Source organism: Rhizobium sp. L9, assembly GCF_002531885.1.
In the GTDB taxonomy this organism is placed as follows: Bacteria; Pseudomonadota; Alphaproteobacteria; order Rhizobiales; family Rhizobiaceae; genus Rhizobium.
This window is the reverse complement of record NZ_NWSZ01000029.1, coordinates 32,565-58,611: the sequence shown is the minus strand read 5'-3', so window position 1 is coordinate 58,611 and position 26,047 is coordinate 32,565. Positions and strand designations below refer to the sequence as shown.

21 protein-coding genes are annotated in these 26,047 nt (G+C 62.1%); 13 read left to right on the top strand and 8 right to left on the bottom strand.

Annotated features, from left to right (window positions below; genetic code table 11):
* Positions 1-141 precede the first annotated feature (141 nt).
* On the bottom strand, positions 142-1,869 hold the full coding sequence (locus tag CO660_RS26135; protein WP_245421383.1) for an EAL domain-containing protein: 1,728 nt from the start codon (positions 1,867-1,869) through the stop codon (positions 142-144).
* A 452-nt stretch (positions 1,870-2,321) separates the two neighbouring features.
* Here CO660_RS26135 and CO660_RS26130 point away from each other — a divergent pair, with 452 nt between their 5' ends.
* Genes CO660_RS26130 through CO660_RS26115 form a run of 4 tightly spaced genes read left to right on the top strand, consistent with a single transcriptional unit; the run spans position 2,322 to position 6,177 of the window.
* Positions 2,322-3,635, top strand: coding sequence for a CmpA/NrtA family ABC transporter substrate-binding protein (locus CO660_RS26130; RefSeq protein WP_097601190.1), 1,314 nt, complete (start codon positions 2,322-2,324; stop codon positions 3,633-3,635).
* A gap of 58 nt (positions 3,636-3,693) precedes the next feature.
* Positions 3,694-4,587 carry a nitrate ABC transporter permease gene (gene ntrB, locus CO660_RS26125; protein ID WP_097601189.1) on the top strand — a complete coding sequence of 298 codons (894 nt, stop codon included), beginning with the start codon at positions 3,694-3,696 and terminating at the stop codon, positions 4,585-4,587.
* An 11-nt stretch (positions 4,588-4,598) separates the two neighbouring features.
* Positions 4,599-5,396 (top strand): ABC transporter ATP-binding protein, encoded by a 798-nt coding sequence (locus CO660_RS26120; protein WP_085781813.1) that lies wholly within the window; start codon positions 4,599-4,601, stop codon positions 5,394-5,396.
* A 46-nt stretch (positions 5,397-5,442) separates the two neighbouring features.
* Entirely contained in the window at positions 5,443-6,177 is a 735-nt protein-coding gene (locus tag CO660_RS26115; RefSeq protein WP_097601188.1) for a 4'-phosphopantetheinyl transferase superfamily protein, read from the top strand.
* Here the strand turns inward: CO660_RS26115 and CO660_RS26110 are convergent.
* From CO660_RS26110 to CO660_RS26100, 3 genes are read right to left on the bottom strand one after another with little or no spacing between them, the layout of a single operon-like run.
* Complete coding sequence (locus tag CO660_RS26110) at positions 6,135-7,493, bottom strand: SidA/IucD/PvdA family monooxygenase (protein WP_097601187.1); 1,359 nt, start codon at positions 7,491-7,493, stop codon at positions 6,135-6,137. The genes CO660_RS26115 and CO660_RS26110 overlap by 43 nt on opposite strands.
* Positions 7,490-11,482 carry a non-ribosomal peptide synthetase gene (locus tag CO660_RS26105; RefSeq protein ID WP_097601186.1) on the bottom strand — a complete coding sequence of 1,331 codons (3,993 nt, stop codon included), beginning with the start codon at positions 11,480-11,482 and terminating at the stop codon, positions 7,490-7,492. The genes CO660_RS26110 and CO660_RS26105 overlap by 4 nt, the downstream gene beginning before the upstream one ends.
* 18 nt (positions 11,483-11,500) lie before the next feature.
* The gene (locus CO660_RS26100) at positions 11,501-11,719 is read right to left on the bottom strand and encodes an MbtH family NRPS accessory protein (protein WP_085781817.1); all 219 of its coding nucleotides are present in this window, start codon (positions 11,717-11,719) and stop codon (positions 11,501-11,503) included.
* Between the two features lie 193 nt (positions 11,720-11,912).
* On the opposite strand from CO660_RS26100, the gene CO660_RS26095 reads away from it, so the two are divergent.
* Genes CO660_RS26095 through CO660_RS26085 form a run of 3 tightly spaced genes read left to right on the top strand, consistent with a single transcriptional unit; the run spans position 11,913 to position 15,512 of the window.
* Positions 11,913-12,902: a GNAT family N-acetyltransferase gene (locus CO660_RS26095; protein ID WP_176536385.1), complete on the top strand. Its 990-nt coding sequence runs from the start codon at positions 11,913-11,915 to the stop codon at positions 12,900-12,902.
* Positions 12,899-14,317: an MATE family efflux transporter gene (locus tag CO660_RS26090; protein WP_097601184.1), complete on the top strand. Its 1,419-nt coding sequence runs from the start codon at positions 12,899-12,901 to the stop codon at positions 14,315-14,317. Before CO660_RS26095 ends, CO660_RS26090 begins: the two co-directional genes overlap by 4 nt.
* A gap of 10 nt (positions 14,318-14,327) precedes the next feature.
* Positions 14,328-15,512: a PLP-dependent transferase gene (locus CO660_RS26085; protein WP_097601183.1), complete on the top strand. Its 1,185-nt coding sequence runs from the start codon at positions 14,328-14,330 to the stop codon at positions 15,510-15,512.
* Here the strand turns inward: CO660_RS26085 and CO660_RS26080 are convergent.
* Positions 15,403-16,059, bottom strand: coding sequence for a sigma-70 family RNA polymerase sigma factor (locus CO660_RS26080; RefSeq protein WP_097601182.1), 657 nt, complete (start codon positions 16,057-16,059; stop codon positions 15,403-15,405). The two genes, CO660_RS26085 and CO660_RS26080, sit on opposite strands and share 110 nt — an antisense overlap.
* A gap of 164 nt (positions 16,060-16,223) precedes the next feature.
* On the opposite strand from CO660_RS26080, the gene CO660_RS26075 reads away from it, so the two are divergent.
* The 3 genes from CO660_RS26075 to fhuB are packed head-to-tail and all read left to right on the top strand — an operon-like array spanning position 16,224 to position 19,542.
* A complete protein-coding gene (locus tag CO660_RS26075) occupies positions 16,224-16,715 on the top strand; it encodes a GNAT family N-acetyltransferase (protein ID WP_097601181.1) in 492 nt (163 codons plus the stop codon).
* A gap of 32 nt (positions 16,716-16,747) precedes the next feature.
* The gene (locus tag CO660_RS26070; RefSeq protein WP_097601216.1) at positions 16,748-17,581 is read left to right on the top strand and encodes an iron-siderophore ABC transporter substrate-binding protein; all 834 of its coding nucleotides are present in this window, start codon (positions 16,748-16,750) and stop codon (positions 17,579-17,581) included.
* Positions 17,578-19,542, top strand: a complete 1,965-nt coding sequence (gene fhuB / locus CO660_RS26065; protein ID WP_097601180.1) for a Fe(3+)-hydroxamate ABC transporter permease FhuB — start codon at positions 17,578-17,580, stop codon at positions 19,540-19,542. The genes CO660_RS26070 and fhuB overlap by 4 nt, the downstream gene beginning before the upstream one ends.
* 10 nt (positions 19,543-19,552) lie before the next feature.
* Here fhuB and CO660_RS26060 read toward each other — a convergent pair whose 3' ends face one another.
* Positions 19,553-20,302 (bottom strand): SDR family oxidoreductase, encoded by a 750-nt coding sequence (locus CO660_RS26060; RefSeq protein WP_097601179.1) that lies wholly within the window; start codon positions 20,300-20,302, stop codon positions 19,553-19,555.
* 95 nt (positions 20,303-20,397) lie between these two features.
* Between CO660_RS26060 and CO660_RS26055 the strand changes: the two genes are divergently transcribed.
* Positions 20,398-21,315, top strand: a complete 918-nt coding sequence (locus tag CO660_RS26055; RefSeq protein ID WP_097601178.1) for an AraC family transcriptional regulator — start codon at positions 20,398-20,400, stop codon at positions 21,313-21,315.
* 12 nt (positions 21,316-21,327) lie between these two features.
* Here the strand turns inward: CO660_RS26055 and fhuF are convergent, their stop codons facing one another.
* Both fhuF and CO660_RS26045 read right to left on the bottom strand, forming a co-directional pair.
* Entirely contained in the window at positions 21,328-22,101 is a 774-nt protein-coding gene (gene fhuF / locus CO660_RS26050; protein WP_097601215.1) for a siderophore-iron reductase FhuF, read from the bottom strand.
* A 14-nt stretch (positions 22,102-22,115) separates the two neighbouring features.
* The gene (locus tag CO660_RS26045; RefSeq protein WP_097601177.1) at positions 22,116-24,287 is read right to left on the bottom strand and encodes a TonB-dependent siderophore receptor; all 2,172 of its coding nucleotides are present in this window, start codon (positions 24,285-24,287) and stop codon (positions 22,116-22,118) included.
* Between the two features lie 383 nt (positions 24,288-24,670).
* Between CO660_RS26045 and CO660_RS26040 the strand changes: the two genes are divergently transcribed.
* On the top strand, positions 24,671-25,345 hold the full coding sequence (locus CO660_RS26040; RefSeq protein WP_097601176.1) for a L,D-transpeptidase: 675 nt from the start codon (positions 24,671-24,673) through the stop codon (positions 25,343-25,345).
* 14 nt (positions 25,346-25,359) lie between these two features.
* A complete protein-coding gene (locus tag CO660_RS26035) occupies positions 25,360-25,896 on the top strand; it encodes an OmpA family protein (RefSeq protein WP_097601175.1) in 537 nt (178 codons plus the stop codon).
* Positions 25,897-26,047: the final 151 nt, after the last annotated feature.

Here is a 26,047-nt window from a genome sequence, read left to right as displayed (position 1 = left end):
CAGGCGTCGGCCGAATCGCTCTTCAGTGTTGCAGCCCCGCGTCTCCAGACGCGTAGACGACACTGATCCTCGAATTGCTTAATGCAGTTGCGGTGTCGGGCCGATCGCTCCAACGGAGTCACTGATCACTTCGAGGCTCTGTCAGGCTAACCGGATAGAGTTGGCTTGCCCGAACTCCAATGCTTCCTGCGCCAATCGCGCTGCCAGTTCGGCAAACGACTGCGGCCGTCCAAAAGCATAACCCTGGAGAGTGTGGACGCCAAGATCGGCGAGCACTTTGGCATGCTCGAAGGTTTCCACGCCTTCCGCAATCACCTCCATGTCAAGCGCGCGCGCTATGTCGACCAGCGAACTGACAAGCCGGCGGCTGGGAACGGATTGCAGGATCGGCATCACAAGCTGGCGATCAATCTTGACGCGGTCCGGTCTGAGCTCGAGCAGGCCCAGCAAGGAGGCATGCCCCGATCCGAGATCGTCGATCTCGATGTCGATACCGAAGGACTTGATGGCCTGGATGTTCTGGCGCACCCGATCGCTCAGGCTGTCCAGGAATATCGTCTCTATCAGCTCGAAGCTCAATCGGCCGGGCGGGATGTCATAGCCGCCGAGTTTCGTTGTCAATTCAGGATCATCGAGACGCTCGGCGGAGAGGTTGATCGACAGCCGAACGCGCTCGAGCAGCGAGGCCGAGGATTTCATATCCAATAGGACGGCCCTCAGGATGACATCGTCAAGCTCTGCGACCAATCCGTTCGAAGAGGCGAGAGGCAGGAAATGCGCCGGAGCGAGAATTCCTCTCGTCGGATGGTGCCATCTCGCCAGAGCTTCGACGCCGTTTACCCGGAGAGACCTGGCGTCGACCTGCACCTGGTAAAATGGACGGATCTGGCCGAGCGCCAATCCGGATCGCAGATCCTGGACGAGCTGCCTTTCGTTCGCCAGCCTCGAAGCCATCTCGTCGGTAAAAATCTCGGCGCGATTCCGGCCATTCCGTTTGGCGTGGTACAAAGCCAGGTCCGACTGGGAGAGCAGCTTGGCAAAGTCTCCGCTCATGGCGCTGGCAACGCCAATGGAACACTGCACGCTGAGTGCCTGGTCGACACCAGGAAGCGGGCTTTCCAGGCGTCGCTGAATATGATCGAGCACCGCCCTCGTCCTGTCGGGCTCGTCTTCAGTGACGATGACTGCGAACTCATCGCCGCCGAGGCGCGCTGCGACGTCATCTGCGGAAATGGCCTCCAGAAGAATCTCGCTGACATGACACAGAACGAGGTCGCCGACCGCATGCCCGAAGCGATCATTGATCTCCTTGAAATGGTCCACGTCTATATGGAGAAGCGCAACCTTGACGCCCTCCTGCCTGGCAAGCTCGGATAGGGCGAAATCGAAACTACGCCGGTTCAAGAGACCGGTGAGGTGATCGTGATCGGCCGCGAACCGAGCTTCCGCGCGGCTCCTCTCCAGTTCCTTGTTGAGCAGGACGTCGTCGGTCACGTCCCATTCGGCGCCGACAAAGCAGGGGTCGCCGGCCACATCGACGAAATAGCGAGCGCGCGAACGCAGATAGCGGATCGCTCCGTCTGGTCGAACAATGCGAAATTCCGATGCGTAATCCGATCTGGTTTCGATCGCCCGCAGAAATATTTCATTGGTCGCCGCCAGATCATCGGGGTGGACGCTGTCCAGCCAGATAACATCAAGCGGCGCTTTCGGAACGCCATAGATCAGCTTGAGCTGCTCGTCCCAGCGCGTCTGATTTTTTGCGATATTGTGCTGCCAGATGCCAATCCTGGATGCCTCAAGAGCCAAGCCAAGCTGGCGAAGCAGATTTTCAAGTTCGACATTCGTTCTGGATCGTTTGCTGCTCAAGGCAATCTCGCTGTTACGTTCGCCCGAGTGTCGCATTGAATATCTTAAAGAGTGCTAATCGAACGAAGGCCAAAGACCCTGTTGGCCAATCAGTCAGCCGATAAACGGCCAGTGCGATGCACAAATATAACGCTCTTGCGAATGCCACCGCCCTGGTAACAGCACAAATACTAATCACATATTCAGACTGCCCAGGAAATAAGCAAGCTGGAACTGACCTAATTTTGCCTTTCAGCTCATGAAGTTACTGCCGTCGCTTTGGACTTGGCACACCGATTGCAGGCCTTCAATGTGCATCGGTCAACGGCGACCGCTGCAGATGGGCGCGACATAAGCGCTTACGTTAGACATCGACGTCGCAAGGATTGCCATCCGGGATGCACTGATCCCGTGGACGCATTCCGGCGGCGTTTTTTTGCGTCCGAATTCACCAAGCAGAGGGGAACCTGCAGATGAAGAAGATTTCGACGACTGCGATATCGGCAACCGGCATCACCCGCCGGAGCATGCTCAAGACGACTGCAGCGGCCGCCCTCATCGGCGCCGTCAAGACCGCCTTTCCCTCCGGCGCCTTTGCGGCCGGGGCAGGCCCTGAAGTGAACGGCATCAAGCTCGGCTTCATCGCGCTCACGGATTCCGCGCCGCTGATTATCGCCAAGGAAAAAGGCCTGTTCGAAAAATATGGACTTCCGGAAACGGATGTCGCCAAACAGGCGTCCTGGGGTGCGACGAGAGACAATCTTGTGTTGGGCGGCGCAGCCAACGGTATCGACGGCGCTCACATCCTCTCGCCGCTCCCCTATCTCATGCACACCGGCAAGGTGACGCAGAACAACAAGCCGGTGCCGATGGCAGTCCTTGCCCGGCTCAATCTCGACAGCCAGGGCATCTCCGTCGCCAAGGAATATGCCGAAACCGGCGTCCAGCTCGATGCCTCGAAGCTGAAGGCGGCCTTCGAAAAGAAGAAGACCGAAGGCAAGGAGATCAAAGCCGCCATGACCTTCCCGGGCGGCACCCACGACCTCTGGATCCGCTACTGGCTTGCCGCCGGCGGCATCGACCCGAACAAGGACGTTTCGACCATCGTCGTGCCGCCGCCGCAGATGGTGGCCAACATGAAGGTCGGCAACATGGACGTTTTCTGTGTGGGCGAGCCTTGGAACGAGCAGCTCGTCAACCAGGGCATCGGCTTCACGGCAGCCACCACGGGCGAGCTCTGGAAGGGCCATCCCGAAAAGGCGCTGGGGCTCCGCGCCGAATGGATCGAAAAGAACCCGAATGCCGCCAAGGCCCTGCTGATGGCCGTCATGGAAGCGCAGCAATGGTGCGACAGCATGGACAACAAGGCGGAGATGGCGGAGATTCTCGGCAAGCGTCAATGGTTCAACGTTCCGACCAAGGATGTGCTCGGCCGCCTGAAGGGCGATATCAATTATGGCAATGGCCGCGAGGTCAAGGCGACCGATCTCTACATGAAGTTTTGGAAGGACGGCGCCTCATACCCGTTCAAGAGCCACGATGCCTGGTTCATGACGGAAAACATCCGTTGGGGGAACCTGCCGGCGACGACCGATGTGAAGGCGCTGGTCAACCAGGTGAACCGCGAGGATATCTGGCGCGAGGCTGCCAAGGATCTCGGCATCGCTGCTGCCGACATTCCCGCATCGTCGTCCCGCGGCAAGGAAACCTTCTTCGACGGCAAGGTCTTCGATCCTGAAAATCCCTCCGCCTACCTGGAGAGCCTTTCGATCAAGGCCGTCTCCTGATCCCGCCTCCGGCGCGCGAACGGCGCGCCGGCCTTCCATTCCCGTGAGGAGCGCGCTGATGTCCGCCCTGGCAAATAAAGAAAATCCCTCGATCGTCGCCTCTGCAAAGCCGGCGGCGAAGGTTCTGTCATTCTCCGGCAAGCAAGCATCGCGGATCGATTTTCGCCGCGCGGCGCTGACCGCACTTCACAATGTCGTTCCGCCGGCCGTCGTGCTGGCTCTCGCCCTCCTCCTCTGGCAGGCGCTCTGTTCATCGGCGGACGCCTCTCTGCCTTCGCCGCACCAGGTCTGGCAGGATAGCTACGACCTCATCGCCTATCCGTTCTTCAACTACGGCTCCCAGGATATCGGGCTCGGCTGGCGGGTGCTGGTCTCGCTGCAGCGCGTGGCTTATGGCTTCGGCCTTGCCGCAGTCACCGGCGTCATCATCGGGGCGGTCATCGGTCAATCGGTCTGGGCCATGCGCGGCCTCGATCCGATCTTCCAGGTGCTGCGCACGGTGCCGCCGCTCGCTTGGCTGCCGCTGTCGCTCGCCGCATTTCAGGATTCCAGCCCTTCGGCGATCTTCGTCATCTTCATCACCTCGATCTGGCCTGTCATCATCAACACCGCCGTCGGCGTCCGCAATATTCCGCAGGATTATCACAACGTCGCCAAGGTGCTGCGGCTCAACCAGCTCGAATTCTTCTGGAAGATCATGCTGCCGTCGGCGGCCCCTTACATCTTCACCGGCCTCAGGATCGGCGTCGGCCTTTCCTGGCTCGCCATCGTCGCGGCCGAAATGCTGACCGGCGGCGTCGGCATCGGCTTCTTCATCTGGGATGCGTGGAACTCCTCGCGCCTTCCCGACATCATCGTCGCGCTCGCCTATATCGGCATCGTCGGTTTTGCTCTCGACAAGCTGGTGGCCGCGCTCGGCAAACTCGTCACCCGCGGCGCCATGGCCAACTGAGGACCATATCGATGAACGCCTATCTCAAGCTCGATCATATCGACAAGCATTTCGATCGCGGCGGCGTGCGCGCCGAAGTCCTGAAGGACATCAACCTGACGATTTCTCAGGGCGAATTCGTCTCGATCATCGGCCATTCCGGTTGCGGCAAGTCCACCCTGCTCAATCTCATTGCCGGCTTGACTCCGGTTTCGGCAGGCGCCGTGCTTCTGGAAAATCAAGAGGTCAACGAGCCGGGCCCGGAACGCGCCGTCGTTTTTCAGAACCATTCGCTCCTGCCCTGGCTGACGGTCTATGAGAACGTGAATCTCGCCGTCTCCAAGGTCTTCAGCCGAACGAAGACCAAGGCCGAGCGACATGACTGGGTGATGGCCAATCTCGACCTCGTGCAGATGGCCCATGCCAGGGACAAGCGGCCCGCAGAAATCTCGGGCGGCATGAAGCAGCGAGTCGGCATTGCCCGCGCGCTTTCAATGGAGCCGAAGATCCTGCTGCTCGACGAGCCGTTCGGGGCACTCGACGCATTGACCCGCGCCCATCTTCAGGATGCGGTGATGGAGATCCATAGCCGGCTCGGCAACACGATGGTGATGATCACCCATGATGTCGATGAAGCGGTGCTGCTGTCCGACCGCATCGTGATGATGACCAACGGCCCGGCGGCCCGCATCGGCGAAGTGCTCGACGTCACCATGCCCCGCCCCCGCAACCGCATCGAGCTCGCCTCCGACCGGACATATCTCAAATGCCGCGAGGCCGTGCTCAAATTCCTTTACGAACGCCACCGCTTCATCGAAGCCGCGGAGTAAATCCCGCGGAGATTGCCAATCGGGCCGCGTTACGCATACTGGCCTGATGCAGCAATCAGAAAATCAACCGGCCGCCATCGATGTCGTGCTCTGGAAATATCCGAAGAACGACAGCGGCGAGAAGCGCTGGATGCAGTGGCTTTCACCGAATGAGCGGGAGCGCGCCGCGACCTATCGCTTCGAGCGCGACCGGACCTCGTTCATCGCCGGCCGCTGTCTGCTGCGGCAAGTGCTGAGCGCGCATACCGAGACGCAGCCTGACAAGCTGCTGTTGCAGGCGGATGCGTACGGCAGGCTGAGGGCCGAGGGTCGCGACGGGCTGCAGTTCAGCCTTTCCAATGCCGACGGGCTGGTGGCCGTCGCCGTCACTTCAGAATGCGAGCGCGTCGGGATCGACTGCGAACGCGCCGACGCCGAAATCGAAGCGGCGGCGTTGGAGAGCTATTGCAGCCTGGACGAACGGCAGTGGCTCGATCAACTGCCTCCGGGCGAACGATCGCGTGCAGCCGTTGCCCTTTGGGCGCTCAAGGAGAGCCATCTCAAGGCACTCGGGGTAGGCTTGCGTGAAGATCCCCGCAGCGTCGCCTTTTCCTGGCAGGACGGCATCCCTGTCACGGTTCAGAGCGGCGCACCGGACCGGCAATGGCATCACCGCCTGATCGAGAGCGGCAGCCAGCACGTCGCCGCGCTGGCCGTCCACTCACAATTTCGCGCCCCCAGCATTCATGTCCTGACGTTTCAGGATGACAGCATGCCGTCCGAATGGCCGGCCCGGAGCTGATGCGACATGGCAGAAGCTGCCTCCGTCGCCCAGACCAGTTGGGCATTGTCAGGCTCGGCATCGAAATGCTGCCGGCCGAGAAGCGTGTTGACGATCTTGGCGCTACGCCACGCCATGAGGCTGAGCTGCGAGTCGGCTATGCCGTGCGAGTATCGGCCGGCGTTCTGCGCAAACAGGCGGTTGGTCCTCGGGCCTGTCCACTGCATCGTGTAGTCGTCGTTCAGGGTGGGATAGCCGTTTCTGTCGAGGCTGATCCTTTCGCTTAGCGATCCGAGCGCATCCGGCAAACGGAACCTGTAGCCGGTTGCCAGCACCACCGCATCGGCATGCAGCACCTCGATCCCGCCATCGAAATGGTTGCGGACGATGAGCCGATAGGCATTGCCGTTCCGCTCCATCTGGATCACGTCGCGGTTCGGCGACAAAGATGCATTCAGCGTGCTCTGCTCAAGGTAACGCAGCGCATAGAGGCGGCGGTAGATCGAGTGGATCGTCGAAATCGACAGGCCGTCACTCGTCAGGATCGAGTTCTTCAGGGCCGCCTGCTTCTGCTCGCTGCTGAGCTTCAGATAGGCCTGCACATATTCCGGCGAGAAGACCTGGTTCGAAAACGGCGTATCGTTGATGGGCTCGAAATTATGGCGCCGGCTGATCCAGGTCAGTTCCGTCATCGAGCCAGGGTCCCCAAGCAGCGCTTCCACCACCTCGCCGCCGCTCTGGCCGCCGCCGACCACGACAATGCGGGAAGCGCCGAGATCGATGAGGCGCGATTTGGCCTCGCTATTGTGGAAGCAATCCGCACCCAGGAAGGGTTTTGCCCAATCTGGCACGAAGGGCGAGGACCCGGTGCCGATCAGCAGATTGCGCGCTTCCTCCTGGCCGTTGTCGAAGCGCAGGACGAAGCGGTCGTCGCGGTGCTCGACGTCGCGAATTTCAGTCGAAAAGCGCAAACCGTCTACGCCGTTGGCAACCCAGGCGAGATAGCGTGCAAACTCCTGCCGCGGAACGGCCTCGTAATTGGCGTTCAGGAAGGCGTAGAGCCGCTTATGCGCGACCAGATAGGAGATGAAGGACCAGCGGCTGGTCGGCAGGACCGGGGTGACGAGGTCCTTAAGGAAGGACGATTGCAGCTCGACGCCGGGCATCATCATGCCGGGATGCCAGTCGAAGGCGCCGCGCCGCTCGAAGAAGCGGCTGCGGACCTCGGGCACGGATTCGAGCAGGCAGGCAAGGCTCAGATTGGAGGGACCGATGCCGATGCCGGCAAGATCGAGCGACTCGTTCAGGGCATCCCTGCGGGTAAGAGCGACGGTCATGCGTTGTCCTTCTCTGTTTCCTTGAGACGCAGGGCAAGCCTTGAGTGGAAGGCCGGAGACCCGATCATGTGCAGGTGGTTGGTGCCGGTAATGATTTCGGCCGCGTGCGCCCTCGGCGACAGGCGGCGCCAATCGATCAGGTTCAGGCCGCGATTGAGGCTGTCGTCGGCTGCCCAGGGATAGATCGGCACGTCATGGGGAACGAGCCGATGCTTGCGGAAGATCAGGGCATTGTCGATCAGCACCCAGAACGTATGTTCGCGGCTGCTGATATCGGGCCCGTCTGTGGGAAGCGGGTCCTTCTCGTCGCCGACGAAGCGCAGGAACTGCTCGTAGGTATCGGCGTCCATCGTCGAAAGTAGCCGGTCCCATTCCGGGCGCATCGCGGTCTTTTGCAGCCATGCCTGCACGTCCCGGTGAAGCGCGTCGCGCTCGTCCGGCCGGAAGCGCGGCTTGGCGCCGATCGCGAATTCCGATCCGAGATCGCAGACATCGACCATCGCCATCATCCGGACGTCGACCTCGTTGGCGAGAGTGCGGGCAGCCTCATAGGCCAGAAGCCCGCCCCAGGACCAGCCGAGAAAGTAGCAGGGCGCACCTTTACTATGCGTTCTGATGTAATCGACATAGCTCTCGATGATCTCTTCAACGGGCGCGCCGACTTCCTTCTTCTCGGACAGCGAGTGGCAAATGAAGCCAGTCGCCGGCTGGTCGGCGCCGAGATAATCGACGAGTTTCACATATTCGCGGGTGCTGACGAGAAGCCCCGGGAAGCAATAGAGCCGCGGCTTGGCCCCTGAAGCGCGCAGCACGATCACCTCGGAGAGATCTCGCTCCTCCCCCTGTTCCATCACGCCGGCAAAGGCGCGGATGGTCGGGTTGTTGAAGATATCGGCAACGGTGAGCGGAACCTTCGGCCGGCGCTGCCGCAGCTGCGTGAGGATGCGGATCGCGCCCAGCGAATTGCCGCCGATCGCGAAGAAATTGTCCTCGACGCTGATCGCTTCCAGCTTGAGAACCTGGCGCCAGACATCCAGCACCTCCTCTTCGAGCGCAGTCGCCGGCTCGACGATGGCGCGCTTGACGGGCTGGGGCGCGGGCAGCGCGAAGCGGTCGAGCTTGCTGTTCGGATTCGTAGGCATCTTCTCCAACTCGACCACCGCCGCCGGCACCATGTAGGACGGCAGGCTGCGTTCGAGGCCGGCGCGGACCGTCCCGACGTCGAGCCTCTCGTCCTTCTTCCGAACGACATAGGCGACCAGCGCCTTTTCGCCGGCATCGTCGTCGCGCAGCACGACCAGGGCTTCGCCGACGCCGGGCTGCTGGAGGAGTGCTGCTTCGATCTCGCCGAGTTCGATGCGATAACCGCGCAGCTTCACCTGATGATCGACGCGGCCGACGAATTCAACGGTTCCGTCCTCGCGCCAGCGCGTCAGGTCGCCGGAGCGATAGAGCCGGCCGCCTTCCTTGGAGAAGGGGTCGGGAATGAAGCGGTCGGCCGTCGTATCCGGCTTGCCGAGATAGCCGCGGGCGATGCCCTCGCCGCCGATATAGAGCTCGCCGGTCACGCCGATCGGGCACAGGTTGAGATAGGGGTCCAGCACATAGACGCGCCGGAGCCCGACAGCGCGGCCGAGCGGCGCATAGACGCCCTGGAACTTGGTGCCCGCCCTCACCTTCCAGACCATCGGAGTCATGATGGTTTCCGTGGGACCGTAGCCGTTGATCAGCCATTCCGATTTCAGCGCCCGCGACAAGAGGTCGAAGGTCGATTGCGCCAGCCCCTCGCCGCCGAAGGAATAGAGCCGCATCGGCGGGGCGCCGTCGGAAATGTCAGCCCACTCCGCCAGTTGCTGCAGATAGGTCGTGGGAATGCTGGCATTGTTGGCGCCATGCTTGCGCATCGCCGTCAGCGTTTCTTCCGGCGTCCAGAGCGGCTGGTCGGGAAGGATGATGCTGCCGCCTTCCATCAGCGGGTTCATCCAGCGCTCATGGCCGCCGTCCGAACTGAAGGGCAGGAAGGGCAGCTCGCGGGACTCCGAGCTCATGCCATAGACGCGCGAGGTATTCTGCAGATGGTGCGTCAGCGGCCCGTGCTCGACCGCCACACCCTTCGGCAATCCCGTCGATCCCGAGGTGTACATGACATAAGCGAGCTGGTCCTTGTGCGTGGGAACAGAGAGCGGCGTATCCGGCTCGCCGTCGAGATCGAGCTTGTCGAGTTCGAGGACGATGGCGTCGAGCTCTTCCGGCAGGCGATGGCGCAGCCAGCTATGGGTGAGAACGATCTTAACGCCGCCGTCGCGCAAGATGTGATGGTTGCGCACCGGCGGATGATCTGGCTCGACCGGAATATAGGCGCCGCCGGCCTTCAGCGTGGCAAGGATGCCGACGATCGCCTCCGGCGAGCGCTTGATGAAGATCGCGACCGTCACCTCGGCGCGAACGCCGAGCTGCCGCAGCCGATGGCCGAGGCGGTTCGTGCTCGCCTCCAACCAGCCATGGCTCCACTCCTCGTCGCCATAAACGATCGCGGTCTTGTCCGGCGTGCGGCGCGAATGGGCCGAAATCAGTTCGTGCACCGGCCGGTCGTCGTTGACGACATCATCCTCATAGGGGGCCGCCAGCCAGTCGAGCTCGTCGCTGCCCACGAGCTCGATATCCTTGATCCTGAGATCGGGCTTCGCGACGATCTGCTCCAGCACCAGGCAGAAATGCCTGGCGACACGGGCGATCAGGGCGCCATCATAGAGATCCAGGGCGTAATCGATCAGCCCGTACGCGGCGCCGTCTGTGCGAGCCTCGATCACGAGGGAAAGCTCGCTATCGGCGCGGGCGCCCAGCGGTTCCAGGTTCGTCGCCTGCCTCGGAACCGGATAGGGCTCGCGGAATTCGAACAGCGCCTTGACCACGGCTTCCTGTGCGGCCGCTTCGTCGACCACCAATTCCTGCGTGATGCGCTCCAGCGGCACGAGGCGGGCAAGCCCCTCCTCCGTCACTGAGGAGATCGCCGCGACGACATCATCGAGAGAGTGCCGGGAGGTCAGCGAAAGCACGAGAGGAAGCACCTGTTCGGCGCGGCCACGGCTGGCGAAATGCTCGGCGCCGGGGCGGGCGATCAGCAGCCCGGTCAGCAAAGCATAGTTGCCGCTGTAGCGCGCCAGCAGCGCGCAGAAGGCGGCGTGAAGCACGCGCTCGATCTGGTATCTCTTACCCTGTGCATGCCGTTCGAGCTTGGCCCAGAGGTTGGGCTCGATCGCAAACCGATGCTCAGCACGCGCCACGCCGGCAAGCCCGCCGCTGTTGAAGCGGGTGGGAAAGGTCGAGGCCGCGTAGTCGAGACCGATCGTGTCGCGCCAATAGGCAAGCGCTTCGTGCGCTTCATCCGTCTCCAGCCATTCCTCCTCCCGCGTCCCGGCCGAGATTTCCGCCGGCTGCACGTCGCCGGCCGGCGCGCCGTCGAGAATGCGCGCCAGCGAGGCGGCAAGAACGGATTTTTCGCGGTCGTCTGAGATGATCGGATGCAGCACGATCGTCAGCAGCAACTGCCCATCGGCAAGCTGGATGATCTGGATACGCGCGCCCGGCCCGTCCAGCAGATCGAAGCGTATGTCGCGAAAGGCTTTCCGCGCGGCCAAGGCCTCAGCCTCGGAAAGAGCAGCACCTTCCTTGCCGAGGATTTCGATCGGCACCGCGTTCGATGCGCTGCGATATTGCTCGATGCGCCCGCCCGCCAGCCGGCGGAAGCGGGAGGAAAGCGACGGATTCTCAGCCACGAGCGCACGGCAGGCGCCGGCAACCGTCTCGACATCGGTCGCGGCACTCAATCGCAGCCCGATGACCTGATCGGAAAAGACCGTGTAATTGCCGATCTGCTCCAGCGACCAGATGCGCTTCTGCGCGATCGTCAGCGGAAAGCTTTCGAAGTCGGTTTCCATTGCCGCATCGGTCGGGCAGGCATCGGCGAAATTGGTAATCTGCTTGTTCATCTTGCCATCCGGACGTTTTCAGAGACGCGCATCGGCTGCCATGGCCGAGCGCAGGGAAAGCGGGCGCGGGTCGGCCCAGATGTCGCGGATATGGGCGAGGCACTCCTGGCGCGAACCGGCAAAACCCGCCGGCTGCCAGGTCACTGGAATCCGCTTGTCCTGCGGCCAGACCGAGTAGTGATGCTCGGTGTCGTGGACGACGATCCAGAGATCGTCGCGGGGCTCAAGATTGTCCATTCGAAGCTCCTGAGAGATTGACGTCATGCGCAAATGACGGATCCCCACTGCCGGAGTTTAGAAAATTACGGAGAAATTTTTTCTTCGTTTACCCCTAAATCCGCCTAGGGATGGATCGTCATTCTACCAAATCAGCGCAGGAACAGACTTCATGCTCGCAGCATCAAAAGCCCTGCCGATCAAGGAGAACATCATGGATTTCGACGCCGCCAAGCAAGGGCGGGCTCTACAGGCGCGCAGCTATGTCAGGCTCGCCCCCAATATCGTCCATCTCAACACCGTGCACGGGAATCACGAAATCGCCCTCGAAGTCGAAGCCGGCATCGCCTCGCTGACCTTCTACGAGGGAAATCCCGTGCAATCGGCCGAGCTTCTCATGGCAGCCGCCGAAGCGGTGACGGCGCAAGATCGGTCGATCAAATCGGTCGCTTTCGAAGGCCATCAGGCCAGCCTTCCCCGGCACATCTCAGGCACCGATGGACGGCTCGATTCCGCGATCCTCTGGCAATGGCCCTCGCTGTGGCTGCCGCAGCTTTCCTATCCGCTGCCGCCGGTGCAGCAGATGACCGCGGGCCGCTATCATCCGCGCCGGCCGGCAAAGCCGAAGGGCACGGTCTACCAGCGCTTCATTCCGTGGCTGGAGCGGGACATCAGCTTCAGGGTGGCCGATCCCGAGACCGATCTAGCGGCTTTCCATCGCTGGATGAACGACGAGCAGGTCAACACGATCTGGGAGGATGCGGGCCCGATCGACAAGCACCGGGAGATCCTGGAGGAGAGGATCGCCGATCCGCATATGCTCCCGCTGATCGGCAGTTTCGCCGACATCCCCTTCGGCTATTTCGAGGTCTACTGGGCCAAGGAAAACCGGCTCGGTCCCTACTACGATGCCGACGATTACGATCGCGGATGGCATGTCGCGATCGGCGAGCCCGATTATCGCGGCAAGAAATGGATCAGCGCGTGGCTTCCCTCGCTGATGCATTTCATCTTCCTCGACGATCCCCGCACGAAATGCATCGTCGGCGAACCGCGCGCCAGCCACGAGCAGCAGATCCGCAATCTCGACCGCTCGGGCTTTGCCAAGATCAAGCATTTCGATTTTCCGCACAAGCGGGCGCTTCTCGTCATGCTGACGCGCGAGCGTTTCTTCGGCGATCATCTCTGGGTTCCGGCATCATGAACGATATGAGCGAGATGAGCGGCAGCTTGAGGAAACGGCGGCTTGTGCCGGAAGATCTTGCCAGCCCGCAGCTTTTCCGGCTGCTGCTGCGGCTCGGCCTGCCCGCCATGTTCGGCCTGTCGATCAATGCCGCCCATCACACGATCAACATGATCTTCGTCGGCATGATCGGCGAAGATCAGATCGCCGCGATCATGATCGTGCTGCCGATCCTGATGCTCGTCGCCGCTTTCGGCGAAGGCATCGGCGTCGGTGTGGCGACCGAGGTCGGGCGGGCGCTCGGCGCCGGCAATCGATCGCGCGCCAGCACCCTTGCCTCGGTCAGCCTGGCCGCCGGCGTCGCCTTCGGAGCGGCAAGCGCGGTCGCCATCGTCGCGTTCCCATCTTTCCTGCTGTTCGGCGCCACGCCCACGATCGAGCCGCTCGCGCAGCACTATCTCCTCATCATCGCGGTCTCAATCCCGCTGACGATGGCGCAGATCATTCTCGATTTCCTGGCGATCGCCGAAGGCAATGCCCGCTTCAGCATGTGGACGCTGGTCGCCTGCTTTGCGCTGAACATCATTCTCGACCCGATCATGATCTTCGGCTTCCGCCTCGGGCTGCAAGGCGTGGCGATGGCGACCATCCTCTCCCAGCTCGTGGCGCTCTCAATCTACGGCGCCTATCATGCGAGACGGCTCGGCACGATCCGGCTGACGTTCTGCTGGCGGCTCGGCGATGTCAGGCAGCTCGGGCCGGTTCTTGCCGTGGGCGCGCCGACGACGCTGACGAGCCTCGCAACCGCTGGCGCAATCGCCGCGATGCTGTCTGTCGCCGGCACCTATCGTGGCGAGGACGGCATTGCCGGCGTCGGCATCGCCCTGCGGCTGCTTGCGGTCGGCCCACTCCCCGTCATCGGCATTTCGCTGGGCGCGCAGTCCATCCTGAGCTTCGCCTGGGGCCGCGGGGATATATCACGGGTGCTCTCGGCAACCCGCATGCTAACCGCCGTCACGAGCGTGGTCGGCGGCGCCTACGGGTTGACGGCGATCATCTTCTCCGGGCACCTTGCCTCGTTCTTCACCGACAATGCGTCCGTGGCATCGATCGCAGGCCAGGCGATCGTCGCAACCCATCTCCCCTTCCTGCTGTTCGGCCTCCGGCAGACCGTGCTGATCCTCTTCCAAGCACAGGGCAGGCCGAAAGCCGCCCTTGCCGTAGGCTTGGCGCAATATGGATATCTTCTCTTTCCGTTGCTTGCTTTCCTGCCGCCCTTCTTCGGTTTTTCAGGCCTGCTCGCAGCCATGTTTCTGGCCTCGTCGCTCACCGGCCTGCTGTCATGCTTCTGCCTGGCGAGATCACTCAGCGCGCTCCGGCAGAGCTCGGCCGGTGATCTGACCGCACTCCGTCCCTATCCCAGCTTTTGCCCCTGAGAGGATCATCATGAACCTGTCCTTCAGCCCACGCGACCTTGGCGACCAAGCGGCCGACGATCTCTTCACGCCCGTCGATCCCTCGGCCTTCAACGCCGTGTCGCCGCCGATCTTCCAGACCTCGCTCTTCACCTATGACAGTTACGAGGCGATGGAGGATGTCTTCGCCGGCCGGGCGCGCAACTTCATCTATTCGCGCGGCGACAATCCGACTGTCCGTGAATTCGAGCTCTTGGTCGCCCGCCTCGAAGGCGCGGAAGATGGGCGCGCCTTTTCAAGCGGAACGGCCGCCATCACCGCGACCATTCTCAGTCTCGTGGAAGCGGGCGACCGGGTCGTCGCCGTCCGCCACCTCTATAATGACGTCTACCGCCTGCTGGTCAAGCTGCTCGGCAGGCTCGGCGTCACGGTGGATTTCATCGATCCTTCCGACCATGACGAGGTGCGCAAGGCGCTGCCGGGCGCAAGGCTGCTCTATCTCGAAAACCCCTCCTCCTTCGTCTTCGAGCTTCAGGACATCGTGGCGCTGTCGGCCATGGCACAGGAGGCGGGTGTCACAACCGTCATCGACAATTCCTGGGCGACGCCGCTCTTCCAGAAGCCGATCCTGCACGGCGTCGATATCGTCATTCACGCCGCCTCGAAATATCTCGGCGGCCACAGCGATACGGTCGCCGGCGTCGTCGTCGGCACGAAAGAGGCGATCGCCAGGATCAACTCGACCTCCTACCCCTATATCGGCGCCAAGCTCTCGCCCTTCGAGGCCTGGCTCCTGCTGCGCGGCATGCGCACGCTGCGCGTCCGGCTGAAGGAGCATGAGCGCAGCGGACTTCTGCTCGCCGACCGGCTGAAACAGCATCCCGACATCGCCCGCGTTCGCCACCCGGCCTTTCAAGACCATCCCGGCCGGGCGACGCTGTCGGGTTATGCCGGGCTCTTCTCTTTCGACCTCACGCCCGACATAGATGTCGCGCGTTTCGTCAATGCGCTGCGCGAGATCCGCCTCGGCGTCAGCTGGGGAGGGCCGGAAACGCTTGTGGTCCCCGCCAAGGTGGCGCTGCAGATTCCCGACCGGATGACCACCTTCATCCGGTTCGGCGTGAGCGAGCAGACGGTTCGCTTCGCCGTTGGACTGGAAGAACCGGAACTGCTTTGGAGCGACCTGCAGCAGGCGCTGCACGCCGCGCGGCGCTAGGATCCTGCCGATGTTCGTGATCGGCACGAGGGGAGTCGGTGATCGCCGAATGGCAATGCCGCTCCGCCGCCTTGATCATGAAATTAACAAGGGTCCGTGAGACGCCGAGTTCGGCCGCGATGTCCTTCTGCGGCACGCCGTTCAGGCGGTGACGGATGAAGGCGTCGTTGGTGCGCTTCGGCAGCGCCTCGAGCGAAGCCAGCACGTCACGCAGGGTCTCTGCGGCAACGAGCTGGTCAAGCACCGTTGGGACGGGAGCCGTGATCTCCTGGATTTGATATATCGACCTATGGTTGTTCGTCTGATGGCGTTGGCGGCGGCTCTCATCCAGTGCGAGATTATAGACCATCCGGAAGGCATAGCCGATGGGGCAGCGAATACCGTCGACATTGACCCCATAAGCTTTGATGACTCCGTCCTGAAATATGTCCTCGGAGTATGCCCTTGATTTGAGAACGCTTTCGATCGTCTTCAGGAGCTTATCCTTGTTTTCGATCATTGCGTTGACAACCGCATTCCCGTTCACATCACGATGCGATGCTCGCATTGTCCTGTACCTTTTTACGAATGGAAAATCAGGCTCTGTCTTGCTGGTCGGTTCGGCCTTGGCGCTCCTTTTTCAAAGCGGATGTGCACGATGTGATTGCAGTGTCTATTTTAAGGTGATAACAAGAGTCAAGTTTAAATCCACCGGGCTGAAGGCGAGAAAAAATGGGACGAACAGTTGAGATCCTGACCGGCAAGGCGGAACTCTGCCGATCGATCATGAGTGCCTTGCCCGACTGGTTTTCGGAGTCCGAGGTCATCGAAGCGAGCGCCCAGGCGATCGAGAAGTTGCCGGTGTTCGGCTATATCGAAGCGGATGTCGTCACCGCGCTGATGGCCTTGAAGCCGCACCTGCCTGATGCCGTCGAAATTGCGCTGATCGCGACGCGGCCGGAATATCACGGCCAGGGCGCAGGGCGACATCTCCTCGACGCTGCCGAAGGCTTCGCCCAGAAATCGGGCGCCCGGCTGCTGACGGTCAAGACGCTTGCGCCGCGCGGCCGCGACGAGCCGCAATTCGAGGCGACACGCCGCTTCTACGACCGGAACGGCTTCGTCAGGGCGGAGGTGTTTGCCAAACTCTGGCACGAGGACCATCCGTGCCTGTTCATGATCAAGCCGCTCGCCGGAAAACAGCCGAGCGAGGCCGCGCTTTGAGACGACGGGACTTTCTTCTGAGCGCGCTGGCCGTGACGAGCGCACCCGTCATGGCCCGCGCCGGTGATAACGGCGTCGTGTCGCTCGATTACGGATTGGCATCGACGATGCTGGCGCTCGGCAGCGTGCCGCGAGCGATCGCCTCGCTCAGGAACTGGTCGGAATGGGTTGTCGAGCCAACCATGCCGCAAGGCGTCGTCGACATCGGCACCACATCCGAGATCAATCTCGAAGTCCTCACCAGCCTCCGGCCATCGCTCATCCTGAGCACGCCTTTCCTGGCGGCGCTGGATGAAAAACTCTCCCGCATCGCGCCGGTCGCGACCTTCACTGTTTATGCCGAGAACGGCGATGCGCTCGACCGCTCCTACGCCGAAACGCGGCGTCTCGGCGCCATGATCGGGCGACAGAGGCAAGCGGAGGCGTTTCTCGCCCGCGCCGATGCCACGTTCGAGCGGCTGCGCGAGAGGGTGAGGAGCCTGTCCGCGCCTCCTGTCGCCGTTATCAACTTCGTCGACCAGAGGCATGCGCGCATCTACAGCGGCCCGGGGCTTTACGGCGGCACCATGCGGCGCATCGGCCTTGAGAATGCCTGGAAGGGCGAGGCCAGCTACTGGGGATTTCAGACGATCGGACTGGAACAGCTCGCCGAACTCGATGAAGAGGCGCACCTCGTCGTCGTGTCGCCTTTGCTTCCGCCCGATGTCCTGACCCGGCTTTCAGAAAGCCCGCTTTGGGCCAGCCTCCCCTTCGTCCGGCGCCAGCGCATCTCGGTCGTTCCCGGCGTCCTGATGTTTGGAATGGTCCAGGAGGCGCTGCGCTTTTCGACACTGACGGTCGATGTTCTGGAGACTGCCGCCCGATGAAGGCTGAATTTTCCCGCTTCGGCGCGCCGGCACTTGCGGCGCTATTGCTGTTTTCAGGCCTCAGCCTTGCGATGCTCGATCTCCTGCCGGCGCTGCCGCATATCGAAGCCAGAGGCGGATACGACGCCCAGCACCTTCTGCTTCTCTATTCCACGCTGCCGCGCATGGCGACGGCCCTGATCACGGGAGCCGCCCTTGCACTTTCTGGGACGATCCTGCAGCAGGTCCTGCGTAATCCTCTCGCTTCACCAACGACGCTCGGCGTCTCCGCCGGCGCCAATCTGGCATTGGTTTCCGTGATGCTCGCCTTTCCCTCGCTGGCGGGATGGAGCCGCGATGCGGTCGCGCTCGCAGGAAGTGCCGCTGTCGCCTTCGCCCTCTTTTCGATCAGCGCCCGGCACGGCTTCTCGCCTTTTTCCCTCATCCTGTCGGGCATGATCATCGGCCTCTGGTGCGGCGCAGCGGCGGCCATTCTGATCTTGATGAACGATCAATATCTCTCCGGGATCTTCATCTGGGGCGCCGGGTCTCTGTCGCAGCAAAGCTGGGCGATCCCGCTGTCGCTGCTGCCTAAGGTCGCCATCCTCGCCGGCCTCGCCTTCCTCGCCGCGAGACCGCTGGCGCTGAGCCAGCTCGGAGATGCCGGCGCAGCGAGCCTCGGTCTGCCGATCAAATGGGCGCGCGGCTTTATCCTAGCGATTGCGATTGCGCTGAGCGCCCTCGTCACCAGCGCCGTCGGCGTCATCGGCTTCATCGGGCTGGTCGCCCTGCAGATCGTCCGGCTGGCCGGCGCACGCCGGGTCGTCAGCCAGTTGATCTGGTCGCCCATAGCAGGCGCCGGCCTTCTTCTTCTGACGGACGAGACCATCCAGCTCCTTGCTCCCGGCGATTTCGTGCCGACCGGGGCTGTCACCGCATTGCTCGGCGGACCGATCATGATTGCTCTGCTTCCACGCCTTGCAACAGCCTCACGCACGCTCCCCGGCATGACCTCACCACGGCTCGCGATCGGCAGCAAAGGGGCCTCCCTCGTCCTGCTGTTCGCCTCGGTCGTCGCATTGGCGATCGCCGCGATCTTCTTCGGCCGGGCATCAGATGGCGCGTGGACATGGCTGCCCGCCGCCTCATGGAATGAAATCCTCCCCCTCCGCCTGCCGCGGGTCGCCGCCGCCTTCGGCGCCGGAACCGTGCTCGGCGTGACGGGGCTGATCCTGCAGCGGCTGACCGGAAACGAAATGGCGAGCCCCGAGGTGCTCGGCGTTTCGGCCGGGGCGACGCTTGGCGTCGCGACCGCCATGTTCGCCTTCGCCGCACCGAAGCTCACCGTCCAACTTGCCTTTGCCGGCGGCGGCGCGCTTGGCGTGCTGCTGCTGATCTTCCTCCTGAGCGCCCGTTCAGGCTTCGGCCCGAACCGCGTGCTGCTCGCCGGCATCGCCTTCGGCGCGATCCTGGATGCCGGGATCGGCGTGCTGGCGGCAAGCGGCGATCCGCGCGGCCTGGCGCTGATCCGCTGGATGTCGGGCTCGACCTATTTCGTCGACAACAGCGTTGCCGCAAGCGCCATGCTGATCGCGCTTGCCTGTCTCATCGCGGCCTCTCTCGCAAGCCGCTGGCTTGCGCTGCTGCAGCTCGGCTCGGAGACGGCGAGCGAACTCGGCCTCAGGATCGCTCCGGCGCGCGGTGCCCTCTTCGGGCTCTCGGCGATCATGACGGCGGCCGCCACGCTTGTCGTCGGCCCCTTGAGCTTCGTCGGGCTGATGGCGCCGCACCTTGCCCATGGCCTTGGCCTCCGCCGTCCCTCGACCCAGCTGCTCGCCGCAGCGCTGATCGGGGCGACCCTGCTCGTCATCGCCGACTGGGCCGGCCGCATGATCGCCTTCCCCTATCAGGTTCCCGCCGGATTGATTTCGGCCCTGGTCGGAGCCCCGATGCTGCTTTTCGTTCTGCGCCGGCGGCCTTGAGAAGCCGCCTTCATCCCGCCAATGCTTCGGCATCGGCCCCTGCAGGGATGCGCAATGGAGAGGAAGGATCGGTCGCAGCACGCCATACCGCCTCGACGACGTCGACGGGCTGTGTCAAGGCGGTCTCCGACTGCTGCTCCCAAGACGCGAACACTTCTGCGACGACCGACGAATAGGCTTCCGGGAAGCCGCCCTGTCGTTCAATCCGTGCGCGCGCCGTATCGCCGAACCGCGTTTCCGGCGCGCGCCCCGGAAGCACGATCCTCACACGCACATTGAACGGCTCGAGCTCGAGCGCGACAGATTCGGTGAACGCGTTCACCGCGGCTTTGCTCGCCGTATAGACAGAGAGGAGCGGGAGCGGCTTGAGCGTTACGCTTGACGTAACGTTGACAATAACGCCTTCCTGCCGCTCCCGCATCTGCGGCAGAAGCGCTTGCGTCATCGCGATCGTTCCCAGCGTATTCGTCTCGAAAATTTCGCGGGCGATTTCCATCGGCGTTCCCTCAACCGCGTTGAGCCAGCCGATGCCGGCGTTGTTTACCAGCACGTCCACAGGACCTGCGGCGTCAACCGCAGCGCGGATGCTTTCAGGTCTCGTGACATCCAGAGCAACGATCTTGAGTTCGTCTGAAGGCGGCAGCAGGTCTTGGCTCGGCGTTCGCATGGTGGCGATCACCTTCCAGCCCTGCGCGAGAAAGAACCTGGCAATTTCCAGCCCGAACCCCGACGAGCATCCTGTAACGAGAACGGTCTTCATGTCTGTCTCCTATCTATGCTGACAGCTACAGATGTAGACGGGGAAATCGCAACTGAATATCATGCGCGGTCTTTGTTTCATTATCAGGAGTATCGATGAGCGATCCTTTGGCTGATATGGTCACGCTACTGCAGCCAGCGGCGCGCCATTCAAAGCTCGTCAGCGGCGCAGGGATGTGGCGCGTTGAGCGCCAGGAGACCGGACAGCCCTTCTACTGCGTCGTGCTGGAAGGTTCTTCGCGGCTGAGCGCGGAGGACGAGCAGATCACATTGCGCGAAGGCGACTTCGTCCTGATCCCGGCCGTCCATGCCTTCACGATGTCGAGCCTGGGCGACGGATTATCGCCCGGCATCGATCCCCTCACCGTCACGATGCTTCCTGAAGAGACCCGTCATGGCGATCCCGAAGGGACTCCGAATGCACGCCTGCTTGTCGGCCACTTCGCTTTCGGCTCGCCTGATGCGGCGTTGTTGGTTTCCCTGCTGCCGCGGATCATTCATATCCGCGGCGACAGCAGACTGGCGGCGATCGTACAGCTCGTCACGGACGAAGCCCGCACCGAGCGGCCGGGAAAGAATATGATCCTGGCGCGGCTATTGGAAGTCTTGCTTGTCGAGGCGCTGCGCTCGAATGCCGGGGAGAAAGCGCCGCTCGGAATCCTGCGGGGTCTGAGCGATACACGTCTTGCCCTGGCCATCCGTCGGCTGCACGAAAATCCGGCCAGGGAATGGACGGTGGAGCAGCTTGCCCGAGAGGCGGCCCTGTCGCGGTCGGCGTTTTTCAACCGCTTCCGCCGCACTGTGGGTCTGGCGCCAATGGAGTATCTGATATCATGGCGCATGGCGCTCGCCAAAAATCTGCTGAGGCAACGCGATATCGGAATTCAGGAGATCGCCGAGCGCGTCGGCTATGGCTCCGCAAGCGCGTTCAGCACGGCATTCACGCGCTTTGTCGGATTGCCGCCGTCACGATATGCCGAGCAGGCAAAGACCATGTCAAACGCCGCCGCATAATTCTAATCTGCCTCAATGCCGTCCGTCCGGCAGCGGGCAGGCTTCGCCGCAGCCGCCGACGCCAGGCAGGTTATAACGCAGGCAGCAGACCTTGCGGCGGGCGAATTCCAACCCGCATTGCTGGCGCGCCATGCGGATCATGCCGAACATCGGATTGCGCCCGCCGCCCGGCCACTCAGCATCATTCAGCAGCGCCAGACCGCCTTCGACGAGGGCGGGCTCGTGGCGGTGAGCGATCTCTTTCAGGATCCAGGAGAGGTAGGCCGCCGCATTGTTCCAGAGAAGCTTCGGCGCCACGCCGGAATTGGCGGCAATCGCCGAAATGACGGGCTCGGCATGGCCGAGCATCAGCCGGTGAAGCTCGGCAGCCGGATCGACGGCAATCTCGGGACTGCCGGACATTACGAATGCTTCCGGCTCGCCCGTCTGCTCATTGCAGACCAGCGACAGACCGTGGATTTCCATCGGCAGGGCGATGCGGTTCACGAACATATGGACGCTCGGCGCGATCGTCAGCATGCTGAAATAATAGAGCGTCCACATGGAGACGATCGCGCGGCGATCACTGCCCGGAAACTTCTGGGCATATCGGGCGATGATCCCGTCAAAGACGTCTCGGTCGCCGAGATCCCGGCAGGGAACGACGAGGCCCGCCTGCCGGGGAGTACCGATCAGCTTGCCGCGGCAATAGGCGAACGGGCCGTCGCCCACCAGGCCGTCGAGATCGACGGCCTGGTGGGCGACGGAATGATCAGCGATCGGAGGACGCTCTGAGGGCCCGTTCATCTCCACCCCCATGCCTACCACCGATACTTCACGGTGCCGGTCATGTTGCGGCCCTGGCCGAGATAGCAGAAGCCCTCTTCGCAAACCGTTTCGCGCTCGTCGGCGATGTTGCGGATGGCGAAGGCAGCCGTCAGGCCCTCGTATTTCTTGTCGACTGCGCCAAAATCATAGGAGGCGGATGCATCGACGTAGAAAGTTGCGGGATTCTTCGAGGTATTGGCGACATCCGTCCAGGTCTCACTGATGTAGCGCACGCCGGCGCCAACCGACAGACCGTTGAACCGATTGCTTTCCTGGAAAGTGTAGTTCGCCCACAGGCTCGCAACATGGGTCGGGGTGATGGCCGGAGTGTTTCCGACGTTGTTGCCCCCGGTCACTTCGGAGTCGTTGTAGGTGTAGGCAGCAATGATATCGAGACCGTCGGCGATCGCCGCGCGGGCTTCAAGCTCGATACCCTTTCCGGTCACCTCGCCCTGGGAGTCATAGGCGAAGGTCAGCGGGTCGGCGAGCCTCGGCTTATTCTGCTCGACGATGTGATAGGCGACGGCCGACAGCAGGATATCGGAGCCGGGAGGCTGGTACTTAACGCCGACCTCGTATTGCTCGCCCCTCGTCGGCGGAAGAATCGTGTTGGTTGCCGATCGGTTGGTGACCGGATCGAAGGAGGTCGCGTAGGAAACGAACGGCGCGATGCCGTTGTCGAAGAGGTAAAGCGCGCCGGCCTGTACCGAGAAGGCGTTCTTTTCGACATCCTCCGAGCTAACCGAGGGCAAGGTCGAATCTCGCGTCTGGTTCACCCAGGTCTGTCGGCCACCGAGGTTAAAGCGCCAGTTTCCGACCTCGATCTGGTCCATCACGTATATGCCAAGCTGCCGCATGTCGGCATCGGAAGCCAAGAAATTATAGTCCGGCGTGGTGCCTGAGACTCCATAAGTCGGATTGGCGACATCGAAGTCGAATGCCGGATCGGCGGCTCCGAAGCCATAGCCAAAGCTCGACTTGAGATTGGTGTAGTCGAGCCCAAACAGCATTGTATGCGCAAGCGAGCTTGTATCGAACTTCGCCTCGAGCTGATTGTCGACCTGAAAGACGTTCATTTCGTCGCGGATCGCATTCGTGCCGCGATGCGCGACGGTCCCGGTCCAGCTGGTAACGCCGAGGTAACGGGCCTCCAGATCGAGATGCGAATAACGCAGGTTCTGCCGGAAGGTCAGGCCGTTGTCGAATTCATGCTCGAACTGGTAGCCGACCTGCTGCTGCTTGATTTTCTGGTGGTCATAGTCGGGATCGCTCGCCCTCAGATCCAGAATCCTGCCGTCCACAGTGGTGATCGCGCCGACATTGGCGTCGGTTTCGTCAGACTGCGCCAGGCCGTATAGCGTGAAGGTCGTGCCCTCGTCAGGCTTCCAGGTAAACGACGGCGCCAGGAAATAGCGGTCGTCGGCAATATCGAAATTGGTGTCGCCGCGACGGGCGAGGCCGACGATACGATAGAGGAAATCGTCCCTGTCTTCGCTGATCGGCCCGCCGAAATCGAACATCCCCTGCACCCGGTCTTTGGTGCCGTAGGTAATGCCGACTTCACGGATCGGCTCTTCGGTCGGAAGCTTCGAGATCTTGTTGACGAGGCCGCCTGGCGATCCCGAGCCGTAGAGAACGGATACCGGCCCCTTGATCACCTCGACGCGCTGCAGCTGATAGGGATCGGTGCGGAACATGCCGTAATTGATATAGGGCTGGCGCAATCCGTCACGATAATCCCCGACTGTCGTGGCATTGTAGCCGCGAATGTGGATCTGGTCGAAACGCGGATCGAAGCCGTTCGGCCCGGTGGTCACGCCGGCCGTATAACGCACCGCCTCGATGACCGACTGGGCGCTGCGCTGCTCGATCTCCTTCTCCGTCGTCACCGAGATCGAACGCGGCGTCTCGACAAGCGGCGTGTTGATCTTGGTCGCGCCCGCGCTGTTCTTGGCGGTGACCGACGTCCGGTCGGTCTTGCTATCAGAGGCTGCACCTTGAATGACGATCGGCTCCAGAGTCGTCGCGGTGTCACCTGCGGAGGCGCTCTGGGCAGCAGCCGGCGATGCTGCAATGCCGATCAGGACTATCGCGGTCGTCGCACAAAGGCTATCTCTGTAAATTCGCGATACATTATTAGAAACATTCAAAAAAACACGCGCCATTGCTTGGTCCCTACGTCACGGATGCGGGCGGAACCTATGGAGCGAAGTGGAGCTTGTCAACATAAGATGATTATTTTAGTCACCTTTTAATCGATGATCTGCCTATGACGGCCATTCGCGAAGAGGTTGCACGCAGCATCGACACTGGAGCGCTGGCACTGAACACCTGCGACGCAGGCTCCGGCCGCGCCTCCTGTCCTTTGCGGATCCGTGCGCAGTCGGCATAACATTCTCCCGCCCGGAGTAACGACCGAAGCAATACAGCATCAGGCGACCCTAGATTCTCTATCGATCTTGATAGGGAGAGGAGTTTTCTATTGAGGCAAATAAAAAATCTGGTTTACTGCCACTTCGCTTGTTGGCTTTCAGGGGGGATTTAGCCGATGGTGTGGACCCGCAGGAGTATTATGCTCGGTGGATTGGCGTTACTTGGAACCAGCGCCGTCAGCAAACCGGCAGCCGCAGCGGCAGCTTCTTATTTCGACGGCACAGCCGTCGACAACGGCGTGACATTCCGCAGCACCAATTTCGCCAAAATCGACAAGCGCTGGCATCGCCAGGTGGTCAAATATTTCAGCAGCGAGCCGATCGGCACCGTTGTCGTCGATACAAGGCACCATTTTCTCTACCTGATCATGGAGAACAAGACCGCCATTCGCTATGGCGTCGGGGTCGGTCGCGAAGGTTTCAAATGGTTTGGCCGCGCCACCATCGACGCCAAATCGCTCTGGCCGCGCTGGACGCCGCCGCCGGAGATGCGCAAGCGCCATCCCGAACTGCCGGAGTTCGTCTCGGGTGGCTCACCGAAGAACCCGCTTGGCCCCCGCGCCATGTATCTGCATCGCGACGGCGTCGACACCGGCTATCGCTTCCACGGCACGCTGGAACCATGGAGCATCGGCAAGGACGCCTCCAGCGGCTGTATCCGCATGTTCAACGAAGACGCCATCGATCTTTACCAGCGCTGCCCCATTGGCACGGCCGTACAGGTTCTGCCGCATATTGCCGACCAGGCTGAGGGCGCCGCTCAGGTTAGCGAAACAACTCCGGTCGAATGAGGAATATCACCCCTATGTCTGCTATGATCGGATACACCAAGCGCCTTGCCGGCGCAGCCATGCTCTTGGCGCTCGCCGCCTGCTCCACCACCGAGGTCGCCTCCCTGGAAGAACCGGCCGCGGTGCCGATGACCGGCCAGACCAACGACCCCGCCCCCGGTTTCGAAAACGTTGCGGCTGGTAGCGAGGAGGATTTCATTCTCAATGTCGGCCGACGGATCTACTTCAAGCAGGACTCCTCCGCGCTCGATACCGTCGCCATGGCAACCTTGGACAACCAGGCCGCCTGGCTCAACAGGAACCCAACGTGGCTGCTCAAGCTGCAGGGATTTGCCGACGATTCCGGCTCCGCCTCCAATATGCAGACGCTGTCGCAGAAGCGCGCCGATGCGGCGATGGCCTATCTCGCCTCGAAGGGCGTAGACCCCAAGCGCATGTGGGCCAAGGGCTACGGAAACGACCGCGAAGTCCGCGACTGCACGGAGCGCTCCTGCAAGGTGCAGAACCGGCGCGTCGTCACCAATCTGCGCACCCAGCCGGATGCGGTTTGATCGCAGATGAACTTTCCGGGACGGGCCGAACAAAGGTTGCTCAGTACATCTATTGCACGCCCCCGTCGGGATGGTGGATGAGGCCGCGATGGACGGGCCGTCGATCATGAAGCGTCTAGTTCGAGGCATCGAGGACGAAATCTGCATGGGC